The organism is Aeromonas sp. QDB11 (genome assembly GCF_027705265.1).
Taxonomy (GTDB): domain Bacteria; phylum Pseudomonadota; class Gammaproteobacteria; order Enterobacterales; family Aeromonadaceae; genus Aeromonas; species Aeromonas allosaccharophila.
In genome coordinates, this window is the sequence record NZ_JAPDBM010000208.1 from 1 (window position 1) to 799 (window position 799).

Annotated in this window: 1 protein-coding gene; it reads right to left on the reverse strand. The window is 59.1% G+C overall.

The genetic code is table 11. The annotated features are described in order from the left end of the window. A partial coding sequence (locus tag OKC40_RS22695; RefSeq protein ID WP_270797050.1) for a DUF3387 domain-containing protein occupies positions 1-799 on the reverse strand: 799 nt, incomplete at both ends.

Below are 799 nucleotides of genomic sequence, written 5' to 3' on the forward strand. Positions count from 1 at the left end.
TCTTCCTGCTGGTCTGGCGGGTACTTGTACTTGCGCAGGATGCGCTTGACCATCAGCCGCAGTTTGGCGCGCACGCTTTCGCGGCTGCTCCAATCCACGGTCACGCTACGGCGCAGGTTGGCTGTCAGCTCATGGGCTATCTTGGCCAGTATCTCGTCCCCCAGCTCACGCACTGACGCCTCGTTGTTGGCCAACGCATCATAGAAGGCGAGCTCGTCATCGTTAAGGCCCAAGGCCTGCCCCCGCTTGCTTACGGCGGCAAACTTCTTGGCCATGTCGATCAGCTCCTCGATCACCTGTGCGGTTTCGATGGAGCGGTTCTGATAGCGTGCGATCACCTTGGTCAGCATCTCCGAGAACTTCTTCTCCTGGGAGAGGTTGGTCGCGAACTTCGACTTGATCTCCCCCTCCAGCAGTCGCTCCAGCAACTCCACCGCAAGATTGCGCTCCGGCAGGTTGCGCACCTCGGCCAGAAACTCATCATCGAGCAGGCCGATATTGGGCTTGTCGAGCCCCACCGCTTCAAACACATCGACCACATCGCCCGATACCACCGCATTGCCGATGATCTGGCGAATGGCCAAGTCGCGCTCTTCGTCGGTTTTCTTCTTTTGGGAGATCGCCTTCTTGGTCAACAACACTTTGACCGCCTGCAAGAAGGCCACTTCTTCCCGCACTGCCTTGGCCTCGTCAAGGGTGCAGCAGAGCGTGAACGCCTTGCTCATCGCCAGCGCGTTGTCGGCAAAGCGCTTCTTGCCATCCTCAAGGCCAAGAATAAAGTTGGCGGCCCCGGCGAGCA